Below are 23,993 nucleotides of genomic sequence, written 5' to 3'. Positions count from 1 at the left end.
CACTCAGTTGTTTTCATGCGGCTTGTCGCCGTGCGTCCGGGGTCTCATGCAAGGCGAATTGGTGAGTTTGTCGTACCAGCGCATCGCCCAGCGGGCATCGGCCAGAGCAGTATGGCGTTGGGCGTCACTCGGCGGTTTCACGCCGCATTGCCTTGACAGCATTGTGAAATCAGGATCGGGCTGTAGCCCCTTCGACTCCACAGCGGCTTTCGCAAGTGCGATCACGTCCACAGGCCTGGCTTGCCATCGCGGTTCGAGGTCGTGACGACCCAGCATCCCGGCCAGGCACTCGGTGTCGAATCTCGGCACCACCCCTACTATCGTGGCGTCCGCCGTCCACTTTTCGACCAGCATCGCTGCCTCATCCGCACGATAGACACGCGGATAATGTCTGGGGCCGAGCCGAACTTGCGGGTGGCGTCTGTGAAATCCACTGATTTTCAAGCCGACAGGGTCTGCATGTGGCAGGTCCAGATCGTCGATGTCCACGCACAACAACAGGCGCGTTGACACATCCCCCTCGCGACGGATGATGGCGATCTCCCATGGGCGCCGAAGCCTGTGCAGTCCCGTGGTTTCCGTGTCGAGAAACGCCAATGGGCGCTCTGCGTAGGACGATTCGGTCACCATGTCGAGAACGTCGAGGTCGATGCCAGATAGTCGAGTTTGCGCCGGACCCCGGTGAGCTCGCGGCCGATGCTGCGCAGCGCGGTGCGGTCTTGCGGTGCGAGGTGCGAGAGTTCGACGCGCTCATCGACGTCAGGATCGGAGCTCCAGCGCGCCGCTCGCACCCGCCATCGGATGCTGGACCCGATGGCGTGGCATTTCGCCAGCACTCGGGCGTCGTCGGGGTCGAGGTAGCGGGTGCCCGCGGCCGCGCCGATCCGCTCGGTGGTGAGCAGCGCGTCGGACCCACAACTGAGTGCGGCCCAGCGTGCGATCCGAACCACCGGGTCGACTGCGGCGTGCTTGATGTCGACGCGGGCATCGCCGGAAGTCAGGGCCCGTAGCCGGGACGGAATGTAGGCGCGCGCGTAGGTGGCGTCCTGCAGCATCGCAGCCAGTGCCCGTGGCTGGGCCCGCGCGGCGATACCGGCCTGATCGCGTAGGTCGGGTCCGCCTCCCACGGGGAGCGCGTCAGCGAGCAGGCCGATCATCACCACGCCCCGATCGTTCGCCGGGTCCGCAGCCCACTTACCAATGCCGACCGCCCACTCCTGGGCCGTCCGGTTGAACCGCACGCGGGAGGCGACCGCGCCGTTGTCATCGGCCCGGAAACCGCAGCAGGCCAGCAGTTCGTGGACGTGCGCTGCCTGGGCCAGGGCCGACTCCGAGGTGACGTCGACGCCGCGTACGGCCAGGGTTTCCAGGTCGGATCCGGGCAGTGCGTCGCCACGGCCGACGCTGCCCGAGGCATACCAATGGATGCCAGGCGCCACCAGGCGCGCCGCGGTCGACACCGCGGCGCGGACGACCGCCGACCATGCCTCCGCCAACGACGCGGCCCCGGTCCGGGTGTCGATCACCGTATGCACCGCGTCGTGGGCTGCCGCGGTCGCGGTCACCAGATCGCTCTCGCTGGCCGCCGAGGCAATGCGCCGGTGAGCATCGTCCAATGCAGCCACTGCCATGTCGGCGATTGTGACAGCAGATGGGTCCGGTGAGGATTCGGCAACCCAATGCTTACCGCCGGCTACATGAACGAAACATGCGGGTGACAGCTCGGACACGCCGACACGCTTATCTATCAAGTGACAGTTAAGGAGCTGGCGGCATCGCCCCGAGCCTGAGAGAAAACGCCTATGACCAGCAGCGCTACCGAGAGCCAGCACGACGTGGCCGACCGTTTTGGTGACCACGACGACCTGGCGGAGTTCGGCTATGACCAGCAGTTGCACCGTCGGCTCGGCAAGTTCGAATCATTCGCCGCCGGTTTCTCGTTCGTGTCCATTCTGACCACGATCTTCCAGCTGTTCGGTCTTGGGTTCGGCTTCGGCGGCCCCGCTTTCTTCTGGACGTGGCCCGCGGTGTTCCTCGGCCAATTCCTGGTGGCGCTCTGCTTCGCCGAATTGGCGGCGCGCTATCCGATCTCGGGGGCCATCTATCAATGGTCCCGCCGGATGGGCGGAGAGGTGGTCGGCTGGTTCGGCGGCTGGTTCATGATCTTGGCCCAGATCGTCACGGCCTCGGCCGCGGCGATCGCCCTGCAGGTGGTGCTGCCGTCGATCTGGTCCGGATTCCAGGTGATCGGGGACGATCCGGCGCTGACCTCGCCGAGTGGGGCGGCCAATGCGGTACTGCTCGGCACCGTCCTGCTGGTGCTCACCACCACGATCAATTGTCTTGGCGTCAAATGGATGTCACGGGTCAACAGCGCCGGCGTGATCTGTGAGATCGTCGGTGTCATCGCCGTCATCGGTGTGTTCTTCACCCACGCCCAGCGCGGCCCCCAGGTGGTGTTCGACACTGGCCACGCCGGTGGTCAACCCGGTTATGTCTGGGCTTGGATCATGTCAGGTCTGATGGCCGCCTACGTCATGGTCGGATTCGGTTCGGCCGGTGAACTCGCCGAGGAGACCCGCAATCCGCGGCGCGTCGCGCCCCGCACCATCCGCCTGGCGCTCTCGGTCTCCGCACTCGGCGGCGGGCTGATGATCCTGGGTGCCCTGATGGCGGCCCCGAGCCTTACTGATGGACGCCTGGCCACCGAGGGCCTGCCGTACGTACTCGACACCGTCTTGTCCTCGCCGTGGGGCACGGTGCTGCTGGTCGACGTCTCGATCGCGATCACCATCTGCACCTTGGCAATCCAGACTGCCGCGTCCCGGCTGATGTTCTCGATGGCCCGCGACGGGCGGCTGCCGGCCTCGTCGGTCTTGTCTCGGGTCAACTCTCACACCGGAACCCCGATCTGGCCTTCGGTACTGATCGGCCTGCTGTGCATCGGAGTGCTTCTCGTCAACGTCGGCAACTCGGCCATCTTCGCCACCTTGGCCAGCGTCTGCATCATCCTGATCTATCTGGCCTACCTCCTGGTCACCGCGCCGCTGCTGTACCGCCGGCTCAAAGGCTGGCCCACTCAACGCAACCAGGTCGACGCCGAAGGCTTGCCGCTGTTCTCACTCGGCAAGTTCGGCATCGCGATCAACGTCCTGGCCGTCCTCTACGGTGCCGTGATGATCGTCAACCTCGGCTGGCCGCGGGCCGAGATCTTCAACCCCACAGGTGAATTGCCGATTCTGCAGTGGGCCGGACCCTTGAGCATCGCGACCGCGGTCATCCTCGGCGCACTGTGCTTCCCCCGCGGCAAGACCCATCCCAACCCCGTCACGATCGGAGCCTGAGCATGACCACCGCGACAACTGCCGGCGCCCGCGACCACGCCCGGGCCCAGGCCACCGCGTTCACCGACTCGATGCCGGTCGTACCTGCATCAGCTTGGCCGACCCCACCGCAAGGCATTGGGCCCGAGCGGTTGACGTGGGCCGAGATGGTTCCCGGCGGCCGCTACACCAGCAAGGTACTGGCCCGCGGCACCCGGCTGCGCCTGCGGGATCTGGACGGCTCCGCGTGTGCCCACCTGTTGCTCTGGCGGGCCGACGCCTCCTGGGAGCGGCTCAATGTCGCCGACACGGTGAAAGTCCCCTGGCAGGCGTATCTCTCGACCGGGCACCCGCTGCTCAGCGACCAGGGCCGGGTGCTGGCCACTCTGGTATCGGACACCTCGAGGCACCACGACGCCCTGTGTGGCACTACCACCCTGGCCGGAAACACCGCCAAATACGGTGCGGGCGAGCCGGAATCGTCGAGCCCCGCAGGCCGCGAACTGCTTGCGCTCGCCGCGTTGAAGAACGGACTGACCCGACGTGACGTGGCGCCGAGCCTGTCGTTCTTCCACGGCGTGCGGGTGGAAGCAGACGGCACGTTGGTCTCCACCGGATCGGCCGGTGCCGGCACCATGGTCGAACTGGTCACCCATCTGCCGCTGATCGTGGCGGTCGCCAATACCGCCCACCCACTTGACCCGGCACCACAGTTCGCCGTCGGCCCGCTCGAGGTCCTGGCCTGGTCGGCGCCCGGCGACCTGGCCGAGATCGGTGCCACGGTCAATCAGCGGGACCCCGAGTACCAACGTGCCTACCTGAATTCCGAAGATGTCTGGAGTGCCCGATGACCACCATCACCGCTACCCACACCGTTGTCGATGAAATCGTCGCGCCCCGCGCCCCGTGGTCGAAGGTGGTATGCGCAGGGGACGTGCTCACCATCGTCGACCTGCACGGCAACCAGGCCGTGGACACCCTGTTCTACGGCGCCGACGACCATACCGTGCGCTACAGCGCCCCGGCCACGATCGCGGCACAGGGCAACATCTTCCTGACCACCGGATCGGTGCTGCGCGACAGTGACGGTGCGCCGATGCTGACCATCGTCGACGACGAGGTCGGCAACCACGACACCCTCGGTGGGGCCTGCTCGCAGGAATCGAACACCTTGCGGTACGGACACCACACCAAACACCAGCACGCCTGCGTCGAGAACTTCATCGGCGAGGGCGCCCGCTGGGGGCTGACCAAAGCCGACATCGTCAGCAACATCAACTTCTTCATGAACGTGCCGGTGGATCCCGACGGCGCGCTGGGCATCGTCGACGGCCTGTCGGCTCCGGGCAAGACAGTGTCGCTGCGCGCAGAGATCGACACTCTGGTGTTGGTGTCGAACTGCCCGCAGATCAACAACCCCTGCAACGGGTTCGACCCCACGGCGGTGCGAATGATCGTGACCCGCCCATGACCAGCTTGGAGATCGTTCGGCCCGGCATGGCCACCACCGTGCAGGACTGGCCGGGACGGACCGGTTACTGGCAGATCGGGGTGCCGCCGTCGGGGCCGATGGACGACGTGTCCTTCCGGCTGGCCAACCTCGCGGTCGGCAATCCGGAGGGCGCGCCCGGCCTGGAGGCCACCATGGGTGGGCCGGCGCTGCGGTTCGACACCGACACCTGGGTGTGTGTCACCGGTGCGCCCGCGCCGGTGGCCGTCGATGGTACGCGAGTCCCGCAGTGGGTGCCGATCCTCGTGGAGGCCGGCCAGCTCCTGGATGTCGGGATGATCGAGGGGCCAGGGCTCCGGATGTACATCGCGATGGCAGGCGGGCTGCTGGCCGACGAATACCTGGACAGCGCATCGACATTCACCCTCGGCCGGTTCGGCGGCCACGAGGGTCGGGCACTGGCCGTGGGGGACAAGCTGGAAACCCTGGACGCGGTGACCGGTGCACCACGACGGATCCTGTTCGAAGAACAGCCGGCCATCAGCAACCATTGGTGCATCGCGGTGACCGTGGGCCCGCACTCCGCGCCGGAGTTCTTCACCCGCAACGACATCGACACGCTTCTCAACCACGACTACGAGGTGCACTTCAACTCCGACCGCACCGGGGTCCGGTTGATCGGGCCGAAGCCGGAATGGGCCCGGCCCGATGGCGGGGAGGCCGGGCTGCACCCGTCGAACATCCACGACAATGCCTATTCCGTGGGTTCGCTCGACTTCACCGGGGACACCCCGATCCTGCTCGGCCCGGATGGACCGAGTCTCGGCGGTTTCGTCTGCCCGGTCACCGTCACCGCCGCCGACCGCTGGAAACTGGGGCAACTCGCCCCCGGCGCCACGGTCCGGTTCGTCCCGGTGAAGGCTTCGGCGGCACCCGCACCAGCGACCGTCGGCCCGGCGCGACGCGCCGCCATTGCGGCGGTGTTCTCCGCGGGCGGCGACGAGGACAACGGAATCATCGCCGGCACAACCTCATCGGACGGCAGCACTGCCGTCACCTACCGCCGGATCGGCGACGACAACGTTCTGGTCGAGTACGGGGACATGAGACTGGACCTGGCGTTACGCGCCCGCGCGCATGCGCTGCACCACGCCCTGGAACAGCACCGGCCGGACGGACTCATCGACCTCACGCCAGGAATCCGTTCGTTGCAGGTCAAGGTGGACCCGGCCCGGCTTCCGCAGTCGAAGCTGGTCCCGTTGCTCACCGAGCTCGAGGCCTCGCTTCCGGCCGCCCAGGAGTTGGTGGTGCCCAGCCGCACCGTGCGGTTGCCACTGAGCTGGGATGACCCGTCGACGCGAGAGGCGATCGAGCGCTACATGCACGGCGTGCGCGCCGACGCGCCATGGTGCCCCTGGAACATCGAGTTCATCCGCAGAATGAACGGTCTGGACTCGGTCGAGGATGTGCACCGGATCGTCTATGACGCTGAGTATCTGGTGCTCGGTCTCGGCGATGTGTACCTCGGCGCCCCGGTCGCGACGCCGCTGGATCCGCGGCATCGCCTCGTCACCACGAAATACAATCCGGCACGCACCTGGACGCCGGAGAACGCGGTCGGCATCGGCGGGGCATACCTGTGCATCTACGGGATGGAGGGGCCGGGCGGATATCAGTTCGTCGGCCGCACCACACAGATCTGGAACCACCGGCACCCGCTGGTCGCGCAGGGATTCGATCCTGAACATCCCTGGCTGCTCCGGTTTTTCGACCGCATCCGGTGGTATCCGGTGTCCGCCGAGGAACTGCTGGACCTGCGTGCCGACATGGCCGCCGGCCGCGGTCAGGTCGAGATCACCGACGGAACCTTCTCACTGGCCGAGCACGAGCGGTTCCTGGCCGCCAATGCCGAGGACATCGCCTTGAAGCGCGCGGCGATGGAGGCCGCACGGTCCGAGGAGCGCGAGCGGTGGGCGGCGGCAGGAGAATTCGTGAGGAAAGAGTCTGCATGAGCAAGATCGCCGAGATCTACCGGAACATCGAAGCCAGCGGACGCGACGAGGTGTTCATTCACCTGCGCCCGCAATCGGAGGTAGAAGATGACTACCGCGCGGCGCTCGCCGCTGACGGCCCACTGGCCGGGTTGGTGCTCGCCGTCAAGGACAACGTCGACGTGGCCGGGATACCGACCACTGCGGCGTGCCCAGATTTCAGTTATATTCCCGATGCCGACGCACCGGCGGTGACCGCTCTCAAGGCCGCCGGTGTTGTCGTCCTCGGGAAGACCAACCTCGACCAGTTCGCCACCGGATTGGTCGGAACCCGCAGTCCCTATGGCGCCGTGCGCGATTCCCGCCGACCGGACTACATCTCCGGCGGCTCGAGTTCGGGGTCTGCGGTGGCCGTGGCGCTCGGCTTCGCCGACATCGCGATCGGGACCGACACCGCCGGGTCCGGTCGCGTGCCGGCCGGGCTGCAGGGAATCGTCGGCATCAAACCCACGCTGGGCCTCGTCTCTACCGAGGGAGTCATCCCGGCATGTGCGAGCTATGACTGTGTGACGATCTTCGCCGCTGATCTGGCCACTGCCCAATCGGCAATGGCCGTGATGACTGCTGGTGCGCCGCAACGGCAGTGGCCGGCCAACGTCCCCTTTGCCGCGCCGGTGACACCCAGAATCGCGATACCCGATACGTCGGCTGGTCTCGACGACGCCTGGCAGGCGGCCTTCGGCGCCGCCGTACGCCAGGCGAAGGAAGCCGGATTCGAGGTCGTCCCGATCCCGATGGACGACTTCTTCGCCGCCGCTGCTCTGCTCTACAACGGCGCGCTGGTCGCCGAACGATGGGACGCGGTAGGGGAGTTCGTCACCGCCGCAGGTACTGAGGCGAAGCTGGATCCGACTGTGGCGGCCATCATCACCGCGGCCGGGTCACATTCGGCGGCAGACCTGTTGCGTGACCGGCGGCGCGTGGAGGCGCTACGTACCAAAGCGCTCGCTCGGCTCGACGGCTGTCATGCGCTCATGGTGCCGACGGCTCCCGAGCATCCGCTCATCGAGGAGGTCGCGGCCGACCCGGTCGCGGTGAACTCCCGGATGGGCCGGTATACCAACTTCTGCAACCTCTTCGACATGTGCGCCATTGCCGTGCCCGCGGGGATTGTGTCCGACGGCGCGCAGTTCGGAATCACCCTGCTGGCACCGGGATTTCACGATGGCGTCATCGCCGATCTGGCGAGTCGCTTTCTCGACGTCCCGTCGGTCGGCACCTGGCCCGAGTCGGGTGGTGCGCCGGTGACCGAACTCGCGGTGTTCGGTGCACATCTGCGCGGTCAGCCGCTGGAGCATCAGCTCACCGGACGTGGTGCGCGATGGGCCGGTCCGATCACCACCGCGCCCCACTACCGGCTGTACGCCCTCGACACGGTTCCGCCCAAGCCGGGCCTGACCCGCGTGGACGAGGGAGGGGCCCCGATTGTGGGCGAGCGCTGGCTGTTGTCCCCGGCCGCACTAGGCGAGTTCCTGGCCGAGCTACCCGCGCCGATGATGCTGGGAAAAGTGGAACTCGACGACGGCCGCTGGATCACCGGATTCGGTTGTGACCACACCGCGCCCGGACAAGGCCGCGACATCACCGAGTACCGGGGTTGGTTGGCCGCGATGGCATGAGTGGAGCATTCGTGGAGTCAGCCTCCGGGCACGATCAACGACACCATGGTCTCCAATTGCCGGGCCATCTGCCGGTAACTCATCGCGCCGGTTTGTGCCTGCAGCAGCGCGCCCCAGAACACCGCCTCCAAGGTCGCGAGTACCTCCGGCCAGGCCCCGGCTCCCAAGGCCGTCGAGATCCGGCGGTTGACCTCGGCGGCGATCCGGGAGCGGACGTCCTCGACGACTGCGTCGTCGGTGCTCATCAGTGCCTGAGTGCAGGCTCGGGCCAGTCGCGGCTCATCGGCCATCAGCAGCGTGAGCGCGGTGAGCTGCTCGGTGACCCGGCTGGTCGTACTGGCCGCGGGATCGATGGCCAGGGGCAGCTGTATCACGCGGTCCAGGTACAGCTCGGCGAATACCACCTCGATGGACGGGAAATGCGCGTAGAGCGCTGCGGGCGCCATCTTGGCGCGCGCAGCCAGCGCCGGCACCGAGACGACGTTGTGCGCATCGAGAAGTTGCGTGGCCGCCCCGAAGACGCGGCGCTGCGTGCGCATGCGCTGAGCCTGGGCGTCGTGTAGGCGAGTGACCGTAGCCACCACTGGCCTGGACATGTGTCCAAAATAGTGGCGTAGGTCGCGATTGGCAATCGTCCAGTGAAATTGCCTGTATAAACCCGTTCTCTGCCGTGAAGTCGGTGCGGTTTGGCTGGCGGCGGGTGCGCAGGTGCGACGATCGAGTCGATAAACCGGACAGGTGTCCAGTACGATCTGGATAGATTTGGAAGGGGAGGGCCGATGGCTTACGTGATCACGCAGAACTGCTGCAAGGACGCCAGCTGTGTACCGGTGTGCCCGGTGGATTGCATCCGTCCTGCAGAGGGCGGACTGGATTCCGCGTCGGCCGAGATGTTGTACATCGACCCGGAATCGTGCATCGACTGTGGAGCGTGCTTCGAGGAATGTCCGGTCGGCGCGATCCACTATGAAGAAGACCTGCCCGGCGAACTCAAGCGGTTCAAGGACCTCAACGCCGCCTATTTCGAGCGCCATCCGCTCGAGCCGGTGACCTTACCGACGGCTACCTCCCGCGCTCGGGTCGAGGCAGGGTCGTTGCGGGTGGCGATCGTCGGATCCGGGCCCGCCGCCTGCTATGCCGCCGCCGAGCTGATCGATGTCGACGGTGTGGAGATCGACCTGTTCGAGCGTCTGCCCACGCCGTTCGGCCTGATCCGGGCGGGCGTGGCTCCTGATCACCAGCACACCAAGTCGGTGGTCGACATCTTCGAACGGGCATTCACCCACCCGCGCTTCGCCGGCCATTTCAACGTCGAGGTCGATCGGACCATCAACCACGACGAGCTGCTGGCCCATCATCACGCGGTGATCTACGCGGTGGGCGCGGCCACCAGCCGACGACTGGGGATCGACGGCGAGGATCTCATGGGACACCATGCCGCCGCCGAGTTCGTCGGTTGGTACAACGGCCACCCCGACCACGCTGCGCACCAGTTCGACCTGTCTGGCGAGCGGGCGGTCATCGTCGGCAACGGCAATGTCGCCCTCGACGTCGCCCGGGTGCTGTTGATGGACCGGACCACGCTGGCGGCCACCGATATCGCCCAGCACACGCTGGATGCGTTGGCCGACAGCGCAATTCGGGAGGTGGTGATCCTGGCGCGCCGCGACATCGGGCACGCCGCATTCTCGGCGGGGGAGTTCCTGGCGTTGGGGCACCTCGACGGTGTCGACGTGATCGTGGACCCGCAGGACCTGCCCCCAGATGACGAACATGACGACGTCGAGACTTCGTTCAAGCTCGCCATCGCACGCGAATACGCACAGCGCAGCCCGACTCCCGGATACAAGCGCGTGGTGTTCCGCTTCGGCACTACCCCGGTCGCTTTCCACGGAACCGGCCGGGCCGAAGGGCTCGAGATCAGCAGCGACGTCCGCGGTACCGAAGTGATCGCGACGTCTCTGATCCTGAGGTCCATCGGCTATCGAGGCCTACCTGTCTCAGGGTTGCCCTACGACGAGGACACCGGGACCGTGCCCAACGACTCGGGCCGGGTCGTGCCCGGTACCTACGTGACCGGTTGGATCAAACGCGGACCGCGTGGGGTGATCGGCACGAACCGGTTGTGTGCCGAGCAGACAGTGGCCCAGTTGTGGGCGGATTTCGACGCCGGCCTGTTGGCTCGTGACGTCGACGGCCGGGAGTCGCTCGATGCGCTGTTGGCCAGTCGGGGAGCCGAGCCTGTCGGCTGGCCGGGGTGGCGCGCGATCGACGCCGCCGAGCGTGACCGCGGCGTGCAGGCGGCGCGGCCTCGGGTGAAGTTCGTGTCGATCGAGGAGATGCTCAGCGCGGGCCGGCGCGGCTGACTTCGGCTTCGAGGTCCGGCTCGGGATCCCGCGAGGTCCGGGTCGCCAGAATCGATCCGGCGAGGATCAGCGCCAGCCCGGCGACGTTGTACACGGTCAGCGGTTCACCGAGCACAACGACCCCGGCGGCCAGGGCAACGGCCGGGTTGACGTAGGTGAACACCAGCGCCCGCGCGCCCCCGACTTCGCGGATCAGCGCGAAGAACACCACGAAGGCCAGGGCGGTGCAGATCACGGCCAGTGCTGTGAGCGCGAGCAGTACGTTCCGCGAAGGCATCTGGTCCGGCCAGGTCAGCAACGCCGGTGCGGTGTAGATCAGCGCCGCCAGCGACAGACACGCAGCGGTCAGCGGAAGGGTGGGCACCTCACCCAGATAGCGGGCGGCGATCAGCGGTGCGATGGCGTAACAGGTTGCCACCAGCAGCACTTCGGCGATCGGCCAGCCATGCCCTCCAGTGAGCCCGGGCCCGGCCAGCACGGCCACGCCGGACAGGCCGATCCCCAGTCCGGTGATCCGCTTGGCGCTCAACCGTTCTCCACCGGTGAGCCGGTCGAGAACGGCGGCGATGATCGGGGCGGTGGCGATCAGCAGGCCGGTCAACGAGCTGCTCAGGCGCCGCTCGGCATCCGTGAGCAGGAACCACGCCGCGATGATCTCGAAGAACGCGAACGCCAGCACGGGCCGCCAGTGCCGCAACACCGGCGCCCACGCCGCGCGGGACATCACCAGCGGCAGCAGCACGGCTGCGCCGACCGCCGTGCGGGCCAGCACCAGCACGGGCACCGAGACGCCTTCGACGGCAATCTTGATCAGCAGGTACGGGATGCCCCAGATGATGCTCATGGCGCCCAGCAGCAGCCAGCCCCGCACACTCACCCGATCCAGACTACGGATCGCGCGAAGCTGACCGCCGGTGTTTCAGCACCCGACGAGCACGACTAACCCCGGGTCAGCTCCGCATAGCGGCTGACGTGGTAGTCGGTCGAGCCGAACTCGTACTGCACCGCGGTGAGACGTTTGAAGTAGTGACCGATTGCCAGCTCCTCCGTCATGCCCATGCCGCCGTGCAATTGCACCGCGTTCTGTCCGACAAAGCGCGCGGCCCGTCCGATGGTGGCCTTGGCCGCCGAAACCGCCTTGGCGCGCTGCGCGGGTTCGGCATCGAGGTTCAGCACGGCCAGATAGACGGCGGCCGAAGCCTGTTCGACCTCCATGTGCATGTCGACCATCCGGTGCTGCAACGCCTGGAAACTGCCGATCGGCAGGCCGAACTGCTGGCGTTGTTTGCAGTATTCGACCGTGTCGGCCAGCACCTTGCGCATACCGCCCACGGCCTCGGCGCACACCGCCGCAGCGCCTTCGTCACGAGCCAGGTCCAGTGCCGGCCAGGCCTGCCCCTCGGTGCCCAACAGTGCTGCGGCCGGCAACCGGACATCGGAGAATGTCAGGTCCGACGCCCGGCGATCGTCCACTGTGCGGTATGGATGGGTGCTGAATCCTGTTGTCAACGACGCAATGTCGACCAGGAACAACGAGATGCCGTCGGTATCCGCGCGTTCCCGCGAGGTACGCGCGGTCACCAGCAGGTGGGTGGCCAACGGTGCGTTGACGACCATCACCTTGGTGCCGTTGAGCACCCACTCGTCACCGTCGCGGCGGGCGGTGGTGGACACGTCCCGCCAGTTGTCCCCGGAGGTCGGCTCGGTCGCCGCGAGCGCGGCAATGGCCGACCCCGCCACGATGTCTTCCAACAGGGCCGCGGCGCCCTCATTTCCGGACCGGTGCAGCAGGCCCCCGGCGACCACCACGGTGTCCACGAACGGCTCGATCACCAGGGCGTGGCCCAAAGCCTCGGCGATGACCATGGTTTCGACCGGGCCGCCACCGATGCCGCCGGCCTCCTCGGGCAGGGTGGCTCCCAGAATTCCCAGTTCGTCGGCGAATCCGCGCCAGATCTCCGGCTGCCAGCCAGGGCCGGTCTTGGCCGCCGCGCGGCTCGCAGCCAGGTCGTATCGGCTGGCCAGGAACTTGGTCAGCCCGTCGCGCAGCAGTTCCTGTTCGTTGGTCAGGTTGAAGTCCATCTAGAGCCCCAGTTCTGCCTTGGCGAGGATGTTTCGCTGAATTTCGTTGCTGCCGGCGTAGATCGAGCCGGCCCGGTCATTGAAGTAGCGCAACGGTGCAACCGCCTGCCATGGTGCGCCGCTGTGATAGCCGTCGGCTGGCGGTTCGTAGTCGGCCACCGGACCGCCCGGGAAGGTGGCGTGCGGTTGGTAGGCGCGAGCGAGCGGGCCTGCGGCCTCCATCGAGAGTTCGGTGAGCGTCTGGCTCAGTTCCGTGCTCAAGACCTTGAGCATCGACGATGCGGTACCCGGATGGCCACCACCGGCCAGCGCGGACAACACCCGGTACTCCAGGATCTCCAGCACATCGGTGCGCAGCCGAGCATCGGCGAGCCTGCGGCTGAAGCCCGGATCGTCGATCAGGAGGCCGCCGTTCGGTCCTGGCATCTGGGTTGCGGCCGTGGCGATTTCCTCGCCCAAGACCTGCAACGCCGGCGCCGTGGCACCGCCACCGCGCTCGAACTCCAGCAGATACTTGGCTACGGTCCAGCCGTCGTCGATCTTGCCGATCACGTTGGACTTCGGTACCCGGACCTCGTCGAAGAAGACCTGATTCTGCACCTCTTCACCGGAAGTCATGACCAGCGGGCGGATTTCGATACCGGGGGAGGTCATGTCGATCAGCACGAACGTGATGCCCTGCTGCTTCTTGGCGCCGCGGGTGGTGCGGACCAGCGCGAACATCCAGTTGGCTTCCTGGGCGTGGGTGGTCCAGATCTTGCTGCCGGTGCAGACCAGGTCGTCGCCATCGGAGACAGCGGCCATCGACAGCGCGGCCAGGTCGGAGCCGGCCTCGGGCTCGGAGTAGCCCTGGCAGAAGAACACCTCACCGGTCAGGATGCCGGGAAGGAAGTAGTCCTTCTGCGCCTGCGTACCGAATTTGATGATTGCGTGGGCCACCATGCGGATGCCCATCGGCGACAGCGACGGGGCGCCGGCCAATGTCGATTCGCGGCTGAAGATGTAGTGCTGGGTGAGGCTCCAGTCGCAGCCGCCGTGTTCCACCGGCCATGCCGGGGCGGCCCAGCCCCGCTCATGGAGGATCTTCTGCCAGGCCATGCTGGCGTCGTGGTCGGCATACACGCTGGTCATCAGCTGGCCCGCGCGCCGAAGTTCGGGAGTCAGATTCTTGGCGAGGAAGTCGCGCACCTCGTCGCGGAATTCCTGGTCGCTCGTCGACCACTTCAGGTCCATGCCTGCCCCTTCTGCTGGTGTCGCTCCACAGAGTAAACCTAGTTAGTCAAGTGGCGTAGACCACCCCAGCATCTACGCGGCGAACCGGCGGCGCGGCTTCGGCGCGGCGCGTTGCTGGACGCTGGTGGCACCCCTACGGGGCCGCGGGCGATAATCGGATTCGTGGAGCGTCGCCAAAGCGGTCATGACCCCCAGTCCCCGATGGCACTACTGCAGAACCTTCCTGCGCTGGTGGTGCTGGAGCGGTTCCCGGTGCCGGTGTTGGCAATCGCCGAGGACGGAACGATCCTCTTCGCCAACACCGCCTTCGGTGAGATGGTCGGCCGCGGCACCGAAGCGGTCAAGAGCATGCGGTTTGCTGAGGTGTTCCACTCGCTACCGGCCGACGAGTCGGCGGTCTCGGTGATGCGCGCCCACGCCGGCCTGTTGGTCGACCTCGTCCACGACGACGGTTCGATCGTGCGGGCCCGGATGAGCAAGTCGGCGCTGCTGCGCGGCGACGATCCGGTGGCGCTGGCGACGTTCCAGGACCTCACCGAACGGTTGTGGGCCGAAGAACTCTAGGGCTATCCGGCGGCCCGCGCGCGCCGCAGTGATTCGCGGGCCAGAAACTCGCGGAAGTAGTCCAGAGATTCCCTGCTGACGATCGAAGGAAGCAGCAGGTCCCACGTACGGGCGACCCGTTCGCGCAAGTCGGTGCCCGTCGCGTTGGCGCGGGAGAGCGCCTCCGCGCCCAGCATCGATCCCAGGATCACCTCGGCGGCACCGACGACGTCGAGGTTGTCCCGCAGGTCGCCTTCGTTGGCTGCTTGATTCAACTGCGCCCGCAGCTCATCGAGCCAACTCGCATATACGCGGGTGGCTGCCACGTTGATGCCGCTGAACGTGCGGAGCAACTGCATGCCGATCTGTGCCACCTTGTCTGAGCGGGCGAAATCGGCCACCACGAACAACCCGTGGATCGTGTTTTCCAAAGCCGGCGACGAGGATTCGGCGATCGTGCGGAAGGTGGCCAGCATCGCGCTGCCGCCGTCACTGATGATCGCCTCGGCCAGCGATTCTTTCGAGTCGAAGTGATAGTAGAGCGCGCCCTTGGTCATCTCGGCCCGCGCGATGATGTCGCCGAGCCCGGTCGCCGGATAGCCCTGCTCGCTGAAAAGGTCGACGGCGGCGGTGATGATCTTCTGCCGGGTCAGTTCGGATCGAGCCTGGCGTGCCATGTCAGCCTCGCTCGACGTTGGTGTCCGCGGCATTGCCGGCGGTGCGGGGCCGCAAGGGCACCACCTTCTTGACTCCGACCGCGGTGCGTCGCCGGATGAACTGTTTGAGGTAGCCGAGCCGTTCGGGCTCGACGAATCCAGGCAGCGCCAGTCGCCAGCTGTGCTCGAGATCGGTGAGGAATCGAGGGGGATCGTCGAGGTCGCTGGTCTGGCGCACCCCGAGGTAGATCGACACCAACAACCGCGCGACCGCCTCCGGGTCCGAGTCCGCGGTGAAATCACCTTCACCGATGGCCCGTTTGGCGATGCCGGCGAAACCTTGCACCCATTCGTCGAGCACCCGTGGCCCCAGGCCGTCGGTCCGGCCGATGGATTCGACCAGATTCAGGCAGGCCCGGGCCATCGGGTCTCCGATGTCCTCGGCTGCAACCAGGCAGGTGAGGTCGATCAATGTCTCGGCTCCGGACAGGTTGCGGGCCAGCACTTCCTCGACCGACTTGTTGGCCCGTGCGGTGCGGTGCTCGACGATCGACACCGCCAGCGCGTGCTTGGACCGGAAGTGGAAGTACAACGCACCCTTGGTGACCGTGGCATCGGCGAGTATGTCGTCGAGGCTGACCAGGCTGTAGGGCGTGTGGGCGAACTGGCGCGCCGCCGCCTGCAGGATCTGGAGACGGGTCAGCTCTGCTCGCCGGTCGAGCTGCTCAGTCACCTCGGGGCCTTTCTGACTCTGATCGGCCGGCGGCCAGGTGTCTGATCTCGCCGTCGTCACCAGCAGACTCAAAGTCTTCGCCGTACGTGCATAACATTCTAAAGGTATGTATCGTGCTTAGCGTGATAACTCTTGGTTCGTCGCGGGTTGCCCGCCCGGCGGTGGCGCACGCCACGGCTGCGGGCACTGTGGCGAGCGCCACCATTTGGCGGTCGGCGGTAGCCAAGGGCTATCCTGGAAGCGTTGTCATGGCCTGCACCGGCAATCCCCCTCGAATCCCGGTGCGGGCCATGACGACCTCAATTTCTCATGCCTTCCAATATGATTCGATCTTGATGACGCCGCTCGAGGTTCGCTCGGAGTGTCCGTAGCCAATGTGGGATGACGAAGTCGACGTCGTTTGCTGTGGCCCCGGCTTCGGAGCATTGGCGGCGGCCGTAGCGGCGGCGGACGCCGGGCTGGACGTGCGTATCGTTCGTCCGGGGAGTGCGAGCACCGGTTCGGTGGCGCCCGGTCTTGGGACACCGTGGTTGGGTGCTGGGATCGACGATCCCGAGACCCGCGAATATCTCGATGCGTTGTCGGCGGACCTGCCGCCGGCCGACGATGCCGAATACGACACTGCCCTGACGGTTCGGCCGGTCAGCGACTGGACCCCGGTAACCGGGCGCGGTCGGATCGCGCCGTTCTACGGCGCCCGGCTGCAGGCCTGGGCGCAACACTGCCTGACGTCTCCCTACGGCGTGCTCTACACCCGGCTGGCGGACCGGGGTACGACTTCGATGAAGACCCGCGCCGGCGAAGAAATCCAGGTCAAGGTGCTCGGGAGCGTGGATGTCGAGAGCGGTTCCGCCGTATCGGTGCTCGGTGACTGGCTCTCGGTGCGGGTCGTCGACAAGCAGATCGACGTCGACACCGGCGCGCTGCAACGCCTCGTGTTCGAGGAGGGCGAGGTTCTCGGGGCGGTGATCGACACCGCCGACGGCCCGTTGGCCCTGCGAGCCCGCCATGGCGTGGCTCTCGCGACCGAACCCCGGGGCGCCGCCCCGGCCGCGGCGGATGACCAGCTCATCGAGCCCGGCAAGTGCCTGCAGGTCGGCTTGGTCGGCTACAGCGCCAGCAGATTCGGTCGCGTCGAGTTGCTCGACCACCAGCCGGACACCGGACGGTCGGACTACTGCCGATCCGGGGGAGTGCACGACTCACCGCGTGAGTCGTATCGATCACGTGCGCGGCGCGGCTGAGAAATGCACGGGCACGCGCCCTTTGGCCAGTAACGCGGCCATCTCTTGTCCCAGGATCGGCTTGGACAGCAAAAAGCCCTGGGCGCGGTAGCAGCCGTGCCGCAACAGCGTCAGCGCGGCCCGTTCTGTCTCCACGCCCTCGGCGACCAGCTGCAGGCCGAAGGCGCCGGCCAGGGCGATCACCGCGCGCACGATCGGCAGGTCGCCCGGGTCTGACCCGAGTCCGGCAACAAAGCTCCGGTCGATCTTGAGGGTGTCCACCGGGAGTGACTTCAACAGTGACAGCGCGCTGTAGCCGGTGCCGAAGTCGTCGATGGCCACCTGCACGCCCACCTTGTGCAGTCCCGTCAGAGTGGATCGGGTGGTTTCGATGTCCTGCACGACGATGCTCTCGGTGATTTCCAGGCATACCGATCCGCGGGGCAGACGGAACTCCTTCATGATGCCGGCCACCGACGCCACGAATCCGTCGGTCACCAATTGCACCGGCGACACGTTGATCCGCAGCACGATGTTGCGGCCGACGCCGTTGGACCGCCACCGGGCGAACTCGGCGCACGCGGTCCGCAGCACCCAACGGCCCAATTCGCCTGCCAGATTGATGGATTCGGCTACGCCGATGAACGAGTCAGGGGACAGCAGGCCCCGCGTCGGATGTTGCCAGCGCACCAGCGCCTCGGCCGCCAGCACCTCGCCGGTCCGCATGTCGATCTCTGGAAGGTAGTGCAGTACCAGCGCGCCGCTCTCGATCACACTCTGCAGGTGCAGCTCGATGTCGTTGCGGAAATCGATCTCCATGGCCATCGCATCGGAGAACACCGCGACCCGGTTGCCCCCGGAGTTCTTCGCCGTGAGTACCGCGTGGTCGGCTCGGTTGAGCAGATCAGAGGTGGAGTCACGCCCCGGAATGCCTTGGGCCAGACCGATACTGACAGTACGGGTGAGCATCTCGCCATCGATGGTTACCCGTTCGCGCAGCACCGACTGGAGTCGGTAGGCCAGCGCCGTGGCTGCTTCGGCTGTCATCGCCGCCGCGGGCACCACGACGAACTCGTCACCGCCGAGCCGGGCGATGAGCTTGGGCGAGTCGTCTCCGCGTTGCAACCGGTCGGCCAGGATGCTGATGAACGCATCGCCGGCGGTATGCCCCAGATAGTCGTTGATCGCCTTGAGCCGGTCCAGATCGAAGAACATCACCACAACCGGGCCGGGCTGCCCCGGTGCCAGCCGGGCCTGGAGGTGCGCCATCAGCGCCCTTCGGTTGTGCAGGCCGGTGAGGTGGTCGTGATCGGCCAGGTAGCGCAGCCGGTCCTCGGCTTCGATGCGGGCTTGCACCTGGGCGAACAATGAAGCAATCGCCTTGAGCGCGTTGAGCTCTGCGGGTAGCCACTCGCGATCGCCGAACTTGACGAACCCCAGGACACCGGTGGTGATGTCGCCGGACAGCAGCGGCACGCAGGCCATCGACGTACTCGCGATGTGCCGGCCCGCCTCGATCGTGCGCTGATAGTCGTCGGTGGACGGCTCCGGACGAAACACCGCCGGCTCCTTGAGGTGCTCGGCCATCGCGAACACCGGGTCGGCATCGGCGAAATGGATGACCGCGATCGGGTCGGTGTGCGCGTCGGGCGGGCGCGGCGGCCACTCGGCCACCAACCGTGTCGCGTGAGCCTCGTGGTCGTTGTGACGCAGGAAGCTCACGTCGACGTCGAAGAACGAGACCAGCTCGGCGAGGACCTGCTGGCTCACCGTGACCGAAGTCGCGGCGTCCACCGCCATCAGTTGGGTGGCAACCGATGTGACGAGCAGTTCGAGACTGCCTGGCACCAGATACCTCCGCCTATCCCTCAGCACGCGCCTCAGCCGTACTGCGTCGTCGAACCCGCCCGGGCTCGGCGCCTGCTGCGTACGGTCGGACGCGGCGCGTCGGACAACCTGAGCACCAGCGCTTGTGATTCGTCGCGCTCGGTGCTGGTCAACCTGCGAAAAGCGTACTGCAGGTCGCGCAACGCGTCGGCGTGACCAGGTGAGAGCTCGTCGCGTTCCCGATCGTTGTGGGCGTAGAGGAACACCGGCGACACCGGTTGAACCGCCAGGCCGCGGCGCTGGGCATCGACCCAAACGGCCTCGACCGCAGATCCGGCGGCGGCGTAGTCCGTCAGCCGACGACCCCGGATCGAGACGACCGCCAGTGCCGAGCTGGATGTCACCCGCTCGTAGGTGTCGTCGCCGAGTGCCGTGCCGGCATCCCAGCCGGCCAAATGCTCCATCACCTCGGGCCGGCGCAGGATGTCGAGGATCACCAGGTCCGCCGGGTCCAAGCCGAGCGTCGTCACGTCGAGACCGGTATCGGGGTCCGGGTCGCCGGGCCAGCGCAGCTCCGACATCATCTCGCGGTGCAGGGCCGGTGTCAGATAGCGGATCCGGTCCGCCGCGGCGAGTAGGCGTGCGGCGGCTTCGATCTTGTCCCGATCATCGAGGATCGTGAGTTTGGCGCCCTCGTTGCGTGCGGCGGCCTGCAGCCCGTCGATCACCTCGCCGGCGATCGGCGCCGCCGTGCCCCGGAGTCGGTTGGTCTCCCGGGCCAGCATCGGTTCGTACAGCTCGGCCAGCTCCGGTGCGCTACCGACGGAAAATTCCGCGATCCCGTACAACGGTGTGCCTTCGTCGCCGCGGGACCACTGCACGTCTCCGGTGAGTCCGTGTGCGGCCGCGGCCACCCGCGCATTGAACGCCGCGGCGCCCAGTGCCACCGCGCTCCCGCGATACCCGACGTCCATTGTCGTGGTGTATTTCGTCGCCAGCCGGAGGCTGATCCGGTCGTCGGTCGCCTCGATGTGCCACGGCTGGACATTGCCACCCGAGGGTGCGCGCGTTGCCGCCTCGGCCAGGATGTCGGCCATCCCGGCCGGTTGGTGATACGCGTCAGGCGGGCGGGATACGGGCGCGGGTCTGAAGTCGAGGGGATCGCCGATTCGGTCCAGCGCGTCGGCGACATCGACACGAACCCGGCCCGAGGGCATCGGCTCGCCCAGACCGATGCGCCGTACGGCATTGGCCACGACGGTCGCCCCGAGAACCACCTCGGAAGCGAGTTGGGGCCACGTGCTCAGCGTCTTGCCGACCTCGACCAACGAAGCCGCCATGCGGGGGGAGAGTTGAGGGGCGTCCAGGATCCGCAGGACGTGCGGCACCTTGTCCTTGCTGCTGAGCCCGGCCAGGTCTCGTGCGGCGACGTCGCCGAGCAGACCGTGCAGGACGGGCCGTGCGGGTTCCAGGTCGAACCGCTCGACGTCGAGCAGGCCGCGGTCGCCCGTGGTCATCAGCACCGGTAATCGGTGGGCTCGGGCCGCTTCCCGGACAAGGACTTTCGCGTCCAGCGAGTCGCATTCCTCGACGACGACGTCGAGCCCGCGCAGGAAGGCGTCGATGGACTCGGGTGCGGCACCGTTGCGATCGATGTGGACCGAGATGTACGGGTCGATCTCGGCGATCCGCCGGGCGGCCACCACGGCTTTGTTCAACCCCAGGTCGAACACCGTGCCCGGGACCCGGTTGAGGTTCGCCAACTCGAGTTCGTCGAAATCTGTCAGGTGGATCTCGCCGCACAGGCCCTCGGTGGCGAGGTTGTGGGCGATGGCATGGCCGACGCTCAGCCCGATCACGCCGATCCTCAATCGCGACAGTTGTCGTTGTTCGTCGGCGGTGACGAGGTTGCGGTTGCGGTCCAGCCGTAGCCGATTGAAAGCGGCCGGCCCGAGGATGTGGACCAGGCTCCGACGCCACGAGTAGTACGCCCATCGTGTCGGCTCGTCGAGCAATTCCCGGCCGACCGCCGGTACAAGAGTGCGCAATGCGGCCTGCTGCTCGCCGCATTCATCGACAACTGCGATCCGCGGGTCCCGGCGGAGCTGGTCGAGGGTGAATTCGTCATCGATGAAGATCGCATGATGTTGACCAGAGTCGTCGACTTCGCTCAATGCGGAATTCCCGACGGCTGCGTGGCTGTTTTCGTCGGTCATCGTCCCGCCGCGGTCCCGGTGTGGTCACCGAAGCCGGCGGTGGCCGGGTGCGGCCCGATTCGCTGGGCCTCGGCGAAGTAGCGCGACAGCTGTCCCGCATCGGCGTGATTGGCGAATGTCCTGCTATCCCACCACATCATCTTCGTCTGGTATCGCGCGTCGGGATAGGGAGTCGCCGGAATCCTGGCGGCGAGCACCCCGCCCGATGACAACCAGCGTTTGAGCACATAGGCCGCTGCGGTGGCCATGGCAAACTGAATGTCCAACAGCGTCATGGCATGCAGCGGCATGCGCGCCAGCGTATCGGTGAGTGCACGGCTCTGCTCCGGGTCGTCGCCCACCCACGCGGTTTTCATCTCGACCACACCGAACGGCAGCCGGTCGGCGATCATCTTGCGTACCGAGCCGAGCGCGGGTTGTCCGCTCCATTCGACTACGGCGTGGCTGTCCTCGACGCGCTGGTGGGGGCCCTTGGCCCGCAGACCACCGACGACGTCGCCCGCACTGTTGATCCCGACGCAGAAAAGCGCCGTATCCTCACCTGTCCGTAGTGTTTTCGGGTCCAGTGCACGTTCCACTCCGTGTTTGCGGTAGTTGGAGTGGGCGCCGCGGACGTACTCCTTCCACAGCCGGCGCTCCGCCGCCGGCCGTGCCACGACGATCGTGCACTCGCTGTCGGGGTCCCACCAGCTTGGGCTTTCGTCCAATGTCACGCTGCGGCGGGCTGCCGAATCGAGTTGGGGAGCGGTCATCTGGAATCCATTTCGTCGGTCAGCCGTGCCTTCCGACTCGGCCGGCTGATTTTGGTGTGCAGCACGGTTGTACGAATACGTGTGACGAGTATTGCGCCGCCTCGTGGTGGAATTCCAGCGAGCCGAGAAATCTTGTCCAGGCGCGGGGTGAATTCTTCCCGGGCGCCCTCGATTTACTCACGGGTACGTGCAATTTTGGCAAATTCGGTTGACGCTATTCATGCCGTATATGTGCGTCTCGGGTGAGCATGGCAAAAATTGCCAATTGACGTCGCTGTCGAATGGGTGATGTGAGGAGGGTGGGGAAACCTTTTGCTGCGGCGGCCCTCAGCCAGCCGTTCGGCGATAGCGCATCGGGGTGAATGGCGATCGGCTTGGTGTTCGCCACGTCCTTTCGGGCCGGTGTTTCATTGGCGGGTAGTGCCGCGGCCCGCGCACCCAGGATGAGATTCTTGTGGGGATGACACAGGAGTATCCGAAAGCGACCACCCTGCCGGTTCAAGATGTCGGCAGGCTGCTGTTGCGGTGCGCGGACCGGCCCGGGTTGGTCGCGGCGATCAGCGGCTTCCTCACCGGCGCCGGGGCCAACATCATCTCGTTGGATCAGCACTCCACCGAGCAGTCTGGCGGCACCTTCATGCAGCGCACGATCTTCCACCTACCTGGGCTGGCGGCGGTGCGCGACGAAATCGAGCGGGACTTCCGGCGGCAGGTGGCAGAGCCGTTCGAGATGGACTTCCGGCTGACGGAGGCGGCCAAGCCGAAACGGGTGGCGCTGATGGCTTCCCGCGAGGACCACTGCCTGCTGGATCTGTTGTGGCGCAACCGACGCGGTGAACTCGACATGTCGGTGGTGATGGTCATCTCCAACCATCCCGACCTTGCCGATCAAGTGCGCGCGTTCGGTGTGCCGTTCCTCTATGTGCCCGCGACCCGTGAGAACCGGCCCGAGGCCGAGCAACGCATCCTGGAGTTGTTGCGCGGCAACGTCGATCTTGTGGTGCTGGCCCGGTACATGCAGATCCTGACGCCCGAATTCCTGGACGCTGTGGGATGCCCCCTGATCAACATTCACCATTCCTTTCTGCCGGCGTTCATCGGCGCCGCGCCGTACCGCAGGGCCAAGGAGCGCGGGGTCAAGTTGGTCGGCGCGACAGCGCATTACGTCACGGGCGACCTCGACGAGGGGCCCATCATCGAACAGGACGTGGTCCGTGTGGATCACCGTCACTCGGTCGGTGACCTGGTGCGATTGGGTGCGGACGTGGAGCGGCTGGTGTTGTCCCGCGCGGTGCTGTGGCACTGTGAGGACCGCGTAATCCGGTTCGGGAATCAGACCGTAGTCTTCTGACCACGGTTCGAGAGGAGTGAGCGTGAAAGTCTTCAACGGTCTTGACGAGTTCGTGGCGGCAAAGGGCAGCGAGCTGGGTCCCACCGAGTGGATGGAGATCACCCAGGAACGGGTGAACCTGTTCGCCGATGCCACCGATGACCATCAATGGATCCACGTCGATCCCGAAAAGGCGGCGGGCGGACCGTTCGGCGGGACCATCGCGCACGGGCTGCTCACTCTGTCGCTGCTGCCGCATTTCACGCATCAGCTGTATCGCGTCGACAACGTCAAGTTGGCGGTCAACTACGGATACAACAAGGTTCGGTTCATCACGCCGGTTCGCGTCGGTGCCAATCTTCGTGCGCGTGCGGCGGTCACCGATGTCGCGCAGCTCGACGGCGCGGTTCAGGCGACCATGACGGTGACCGTCGAGATCGAGGGTTCGGACAAGCCCGCGGCGGTCGCCGAGTCGATCGTCCGCTTCATCGGCTGAATCAGGGCCCGTTCCCCTTCAGCTTTTCGCGTGAGCAGTCCCCGCAAGGGGCTGCTCACGCGCATTCTGACAGTTGTCAGAATTCATTGACGG

General features: G+C 66.5%; 21 protein-coding genes. 10 read left to right on the top strand and 11 right to left on the bottom strand.

Annotation, left to right across the window (positions count from 1 at the left end; translation table 11 throughout):
• Positions 1-3: 3 nt before the first annotated feature.
• Both BKG60_RS05515 and BKG60_RS05510 read right to left on the bottom strand, forming a co-directional pair.
• Positions 4-630: a 3'-5' exonuclease family protein gene (locus tag BKG60_RS05515; protein WP_070184785.1), complete on the bottom strand. Its 627-nt coding sequence runs from the start codon at positions 628-630 to the stop codon at positions 4-6.
• Positions 624-1,631, bottom strand: a complete 1,008-nt coding sequence (locus BKG60_RS05510; protein WP_070944416.1) for a putative nucleotidyltransferase substrate binding domain-containing protein — start codon at positions 1,629-1,631, stop codon at positions 624-626. Before BKG60_RS05510 ends, BKG60_RS05515 begins: the two co-directional genes overlap by 7 nt.
• A 171-nt stretch (positions 1,632-1,802) precedes the next feature.
• On the opposite strand from BKG60_RS05510, the gene BKG60_RS05505 reads away from it, so the two are divergent.
• The 5 genes from BKG60_RS05505 to atzF are packed head-to-tail and all read left to right on the top strand — an operon-like array spanning position 1,803 to position 8,443.
• Positions 1,803-3,344 carry an amino acid permease gene (locus tag BKG60_RS05505; protein ID WP_070944415.1) on the top strand — a complete coding sequence of 514 codons (1,542 nt, stop codon included), beginning with the start codon at positions 1,803-1,805 and terminating at the stop codon, positions 3,342-3,344.
• Between the two features lie 2 nt (positions 3,345-3,346).
• A complete protein-coding gene (locus BKG60_RS05500; RefSeq protein ID WP_070944414.1) occupies positions 3,347-4,174 on the top strand; it encodes an urea amidolyase associated protein UAAP1 in 828 nt (275 codons plus the stop codon).
• Entirely contained in the window at positions 4,171-4,794 is a 624-nt protein-coding gene (locus BKG60_RS05495) for an urea amidolyase associated protein UAAP2 (RefSeq protein ID WP_070944413.1), read from the top strand. The genes BKG60_RS05500 and BKG60_RS05495 overlap by 4 nt, the downstream gene beginning before the upstream one ends.
• The gene (locus BKG60_RS05490) at positions 4,791-6,785 is read left to right on the top strand and encodes a 5-oxoprolinase/urea amidolyase family protein (RefSeq protein ID WP_070944412.1); all 1,995 of its coding nucleotides are present in this window, start codon (positions 4,791-4,793) and stop codon (positions 6,783-6,785) included. Before BKG60_RS05495 ends, BKG60_RS05490 begins: the two co-directional genes overlap by 4 nt.
• Positions 6,782-8,443 carry an allophanate hydrolase gene (atzF, locus tag BKG60_RS05485; RefSeq protein WP_070944411.1) on the top strand — a complete coding sequence of 554 codons (1,662 nt, stop codon included), beginning with the start codon at positions 6,782-6,784 and terminating at the stop codon, positions 8,441-8,443. The genes BKG60_RS05490 and atzF overlap by 4 nt, the downstream gene beginning before the upstream one ends.
• A 17-nt stretch (positions 8,444-8,460) precedes the next feature.
• On the opposite strand, the gene BKG60_RS05480 is transcribed toward atzF, so the two are convergent.
• Complete coding sequence (locus BKG60_RS05480) at positions 8,461-9,039, bottom strand: TetR family transcriptional regulator (protein WP_070184778.1); 579 nt, start codon at positions 9,037-9,039, stop codon at positions 8,461-8,463.
• Positions 9,040-9,222: 183 nt separating this feature from the next.
• Here BKG60_RS05480 and BKG60_RS05475 point away from each other — a divergent pair, with 183 nt between their 5' ends.
• The gene (locus BKG60_RS05475; RefSeq protein WP_070184777.1) at positions 9,223-10,809 is read left to right on the top strand and encodes an FAD-dependent oxidoreductase; all 1,587 of its coding nucleotides are present in this window, start codon (positions 9,223-9,225) and stop codon (positions 10,807-10,809) included.
• Here the strand turns inward: BKG60_RS05475 and BKG60_RS05470 are convergent.
• From BKG60_RS05470 to BKG60_RS05460, 3 genes are all read right to left on the bottom strand, one after another.
• Positions 10,787-11,686, bottom strand: coding sequence for a DMT family transporter (locus tag BKG60_RS05470; protein WP_070944410.1), 900 nt, complete (start codon positions 11,684-11,686; stop codon positions 10,787-10,789). The two genes, BKG60_RS05475 and BKG60_RS05470, sit on opposite strands and share 23 nt — an antisense overlap.
• A gap of 62 nt (positions 11,687-11,748) precedes the next feature.
• Complete coding sequence (locus BKG60_RS05465; RefSeq protein ID WP_070944409.1) at positions 11,749-12,891, bottom strand: acyl-CoA dehydrogenase family protein; 1,143 nt, start codon at positions 12,889-12,891, stop codon at positions 11,749-11,751.
• A complete protein-coding gene (locus BKG60_RS05460) occupies positions 12,892-14,124 on the bottom strand; it encodes an acyl-CoA dehydrogenase family protein (protein ID WP_075909324.1) in 1,233 nt (410 codons plus the stop codon).
• A 201-nt stretch (positions 14,125-14,325) separates the two neighbouring features.
• Here BKG60_RS05460 and BKG60_RS05455 point away from each other — a divergent pair, with 201 nt between their 5' ends.
• Positions 14,326-14,688 carry a PAS domain S-box protein gene (locus tag BKG60_RS05455; RefSeq protein WP_207549553.1) on the top strand — a complete coding sequence of 121 codons (363 nt, stop codon included), beginning with the start codon at positions 14,326-14,328 and terminating at the stop codon, positions 14,686-14,688.
• A gap of 2 nt (positions 14,689-14,690) precedes the next feature.
• Here the strand turns inward: BKG60_RS05455 and BKG60_RS05450 are convergent, their stop codons facing one another.
• Both BKG60_RS05450 and BKG60_RS05445 read right to left on the bottom strand, forming a co-directional pair.
• Positions 14,691-15,344, bottom strand: coding sequence for a ScbR family autoregulator-binding transcription factor (locus BKG60_RS05450; RefSeq protein ID WP_070944406.1), 654 nt, complete (start codon positions 15,342-15,344; stop codon positions 14,691-14,693).
• Between the two features lies 1 nt (position 15,345).
• Positions 15,346-16,056 carry a TetR/AcrR family transcriptional regulator gene (locus BKG60_RS05445; protein WP_070944516.1) on the bottom strand — a complete coding sequence of 237 codons (711 nt, stop codon included), beginning with the start codon at positions 16,054-16,056 and terminating at the stop codon, positions 15,346-15,348.
• Positions 16,057-16,559: 503 nt separating this feature from the next.
• On the opposite strand from BKG60_RS05445, the gene BKG60_RS05440 reads away from it, so the two are divergent.
• Positions 16,560-17,300, top strand: coding sequence for a hypothetical protein (locus tag BKG60_RS05440; protein ID WP_239252466.1), 741 nt, complete (start codon positions 16,560-16,562; stop codon positions 17,298-17,300).
• Here the strand turns inward: BKG60_RS05440 and BKG60_RS05435 are convergent.
• The 3 genes from BKG60_RS05435 to BKG60_RS05425 form a co-directional block, all read right to left on the bottom strand.
• On the bottom strand, positions 17,280-19,079 hold the full coding sequence (locus BKG60_RS05435; RefSeq protein WP_070944515.1) for a putative bifunctional diguanylate cyclase/phosphodiesterase: 1,800 nt from the start codon (positions 19,077-19,079) through the stop codon (positions 17,280-17,282). The two genes, BKG60_RS05440 and BKG60_RS05435, sit on opposite strands and share 21 nt — an antisense overlap.
• Positions 19,080-19,159: 80 nt before the next feature.
• Positions 19,160-21,322 carry an Rv1355c family protein gene (locus BKG60_RS05430; protein WP_083339223.1) on the bottom strand — a complete coding sequence of 721 codons (2,163 nt, stop codon included), beginning with the start codon at positions 21,320-21,322 and terminating at the stop codon, positions 19,160-19,162.
• The gene (locus tag BKG60_RS05425) at positions 21,319-22,074 is read right to left on the bottom strand and encodes a hypothetical protein (protein ID WP_070184762.1); all 756 of its coding nucleotides are present in this window, start codon (positions 22,072-22,074) and stop codon (positions 21,319-21,321) included. Before BKG60_RS05425 ends, BKG60_RS05430 begins: the two co-directional genes overlap by 4 nt.
• 460 nt (positions 22,075-22,534) lie before the next feature.
• On the opposite strand from BKG60_RS05425, the gene purU reads away from it, so the two are divergent.
• On the top strand, positions 22,535-23,425 hold the full coding sequence (gene purU, locus BKG60_RS05420; RefSeq protein ID WP_070184761.1) for a formyltetrahydrofolate deformylase: 891 nt from the start codon (positions 22,535-22,537) through the stop codon (positions 23,423-23,425).
• 22 nt (positions 23,426-23,447) lie between these two features.
• Positions 23,448-23,900, top strand: a complete 453-nt coding sequence (locus tag BKG60_RS05415) for a MaoC family dehydratase (protein WP_070184760.1) — start codon at positions 23,448-23,450, stop codon at positions 23,898-23,900.
• Positions 23,901-23,993 lie beyond the last annotated feature (93 nt).

The organism is Mycobacterium syngnathidarum (genome assembly GCF_001942625.1).
GTDB classification, from domain to species: domain Bacteria; phylum Actinomycetota; class Actinomycetes; order Mycobacteriales; family Mycobacteriaceae; genus Mycobacterium; species Mycobacterium syngnathidarum.
The sequence above is the reverse complement of the archived record's forward strand: the minus strand, read 5'-3'. Positions and strand labels throughout refer to the sequence as shown.

Bases quoted from the DNA above. Each gene is read 5' to 3' on its own strand.
- purU (WP_070184761.1), top strand. From the start codon at position 22,535: ATGACACAGGAGTATCCGAAAGCGACCACCCTGCCGGTTCAAGATGTC.
- BKG60_RS05500 (WP_070944414.1), top strand. From the start codon at position 3,347: ATGACCACCGCGACAACTGCCGGCGCCCGCGACCACGCCCGGGCCCAG.
- BKG60_RS05505 (WP_070944415.1), top strand. From the start codon at position 1,803: ATGACCAGCAGCGCTACCGAGAGCCAGCACGACGTGGCCGACCGTTTT.
- BKG60_RS05425 (WP_070184762.1), bottom strand. From the start codon at position 22,074: ATGACCGCTCCCCAACTCGATTCGGCAGCCCGCCGCAGCGTGACATTG.
- BKG60_RS05430 (WP_083339223.1), bottom strand. From the start codon at position 21,322: ATGACCGACGAAAACAGCCACGCAGCCGTCGGGAATTCCGCATTGAGC.
- BKG60_RS05475 (WP_070184777.1), top strand. From the start codon at position 9,223: ATGGCTTACGTGATCACGCAGAACTGCTGCAAGGACGCCAGCTGTGTA.
- BKG60_RS05510 (WP_070944416.1), bottom strand. From the start codon at position 1,631: ATGGCAGTGGCTGCATTGGACGATGCTCACCGGCGCATTGCCTCGGCG.
- BKG60_RS05495 (WP_070944413.1), top strand. From the start codon at position 4,171: ATGACCACCATCACCGCTACCCACACCGTTGTCGATGAAATCGTCGCG.
- BKG60_RS05455 (WP_207549553.1), top strand. From the start codon at position 14,326: ATGGCACTACTGCAGAACCTTCCTGCGCTGGTGGTGCTGGAGCGGTTC.
- BKG60_RS05460 (WP_075909324.1), bottom strand. From the start codon at position 14,124: ATGGACCTGAAGTGGTCGACGAGCGACCAGGAATTCCGCGACGAGGTG.
- BKG60_RS05450 (WP_070944406.1), bottom strand. From the start codon at position 15,344: ATGGCACGCCAGGCTCGATCCGAACTGACCCGGCAGAAGATCATCACC.
- BKG60_RS05465 (WP_070944409.1), bottom strand. From the start codon at position 12,891: ATGGACTTCAACCTGACCAACGAACAGGAACTGCTGCGCGACGGGCTG.
- BKG60_RS05480 (WP_070184778.1), bottom strand. From the start codon at position 9,039: ATGTCCAGGCCAGTGGTGGCTACGGTCACTCGCCTACACGACGCCCAG.
- atzF (WP_070944411.1), top strand. From the start codon at position 6,782: ATGAGCAAGATCGCCGAGATCTACCGGAACATCGAAGCCAGCGGACGC.
- BKG60_RS05490 (WP_070944412.1), top strand. From the start codon at position 4,791: ATGACCAGCTTGGAGATCGTTCGGCCCGGCATGGCCACCACCGTGCAG.
- BKG60_RS05515 (WP_070184785.1), bottom strand. From the start codon at position 630: ATGGTGACCGAATCGTCCTACGCAGAGCGCCCATTGGCGTTTCTCGAC.
- BKG60_RS05435 (WP_070944515.1), bottom strand. From the start codon at position 19,079: ATGGCGGTGGACGCCGCGACTTCGGTCACGGTGAGCCAGCAGGTCCTC.